Genomic DNA, 888 nt, shown 5'->3' with positions numbered 1-888 from the left:
CGTGCTGGTGGCCGTGACGACTCCTGCAGGTTTGGGGGCCGGCATCAGCTTCCGGGTGGAAATCCGACAAAGCCCCCTCACCCTCACCTTTGATTTCACTGCCGCTGCCGTCGGCTGTCAGCCCAACAGCAGAGCCTGCATTGGCACCATCCCCATCACCATTCCCACTTCTGCTCCCACCGGGGATTATGAGGTGACGGCAATGGTGGCGGATACCCAGGGCCGAATTGCTTCGGCCAAAGCTCCTTTACGGGTGTTGCCTGCGCCCAGTCCCTCCCCCTCGCCAACGCCGACCGGCACCCCCAATCCCTTTCCCTCGGTATCCCCTTCGCCCAGACCCAGTCCCTCTCCCAGTCCTTCGCCGACGCCCAGCCCCAGAAGCTTCTAACTCCCTCAGGCAGTCTCTCTTGTCGATTCAGGACTAAGGTAGCTCTTGAAGAACTCGCTTCAGGGTGGCGATCAGGTGTTCAATATGGGCTTCCTCGATGATCAAAGGCGGGGAAAGGGCAATGGTATCACCTGTAGTGCGAATCAATACCCCACGTTCGTAGCAGCGCAAAAAAGCTTCAAAAGCCCGCGCTGTCGGTCGGCCAGGGATCCCTTCCAATTCAATTGCCCCCACCAAGCCGAGGTTGCGCACATCGATGACATGAGGCAAGCCCCGTAGGGAATGGAGAGCCTCTTCCCAGAGGGGGGCAAGGCTGGCAGCCCGCTCGAACAGGCCTTCTTCTCGATACAGGTTCAGGGTGGCCAAGCCGGCGGCACTGGCAACCGGGTGGCCGGAGTAGGTGTAGCCGTGGAAAAACTCGATGGGGCTCCAGGACAGCGTCCTGCTGTTGTCCCCTGGACGGTGCAGGTCATCAGCGGAACCAGCAGCCTCCATGAAGG

The 888-nt window shown here is 60.7% G+C and carries 1 protein-coding gene and 1 pseudogene; one reads left to right on the top strand and one right to left on the bottom strand.

The window, feature by feature from the left end; genetic code table 11:
* A pseudogene (locus NW837_RS14415) lies at positions 1-388 on the top strand (hypothetical protein); the annotation flags it as partial.
* A gap of 33 nt (positions 389-421) precedes the next feature.
* On the opposite strand, the gene NW837_RS14410 reads toward NW837_RS14415, so the two are convergent.
* On the bottom strand, positions 422-888 hold a 467-nt coding region (locus tag NW837_RS14410), incomplete at its 5' end, for an aminotransferase class III-fold pyridoxal phosphate-dependent enzyme (protein WP_414332272.1).

The sequence above is a fragment of the Synechococcus sp. R6-10 genome, assembly GCF_047461815.1.
In the GTDB taxonomy this organism is placed as follows: domain Bacteria; phylum Cyanobacteriota; class Cyanobacteriia; order Thermostichales; family Thermostichaceae; genus Thermostichus.
The sequence above is the reverse complement of the archived record's forward strand: the minus strand, read 5'-3'. Positions and strand labels throughout refer to the sequence as shown.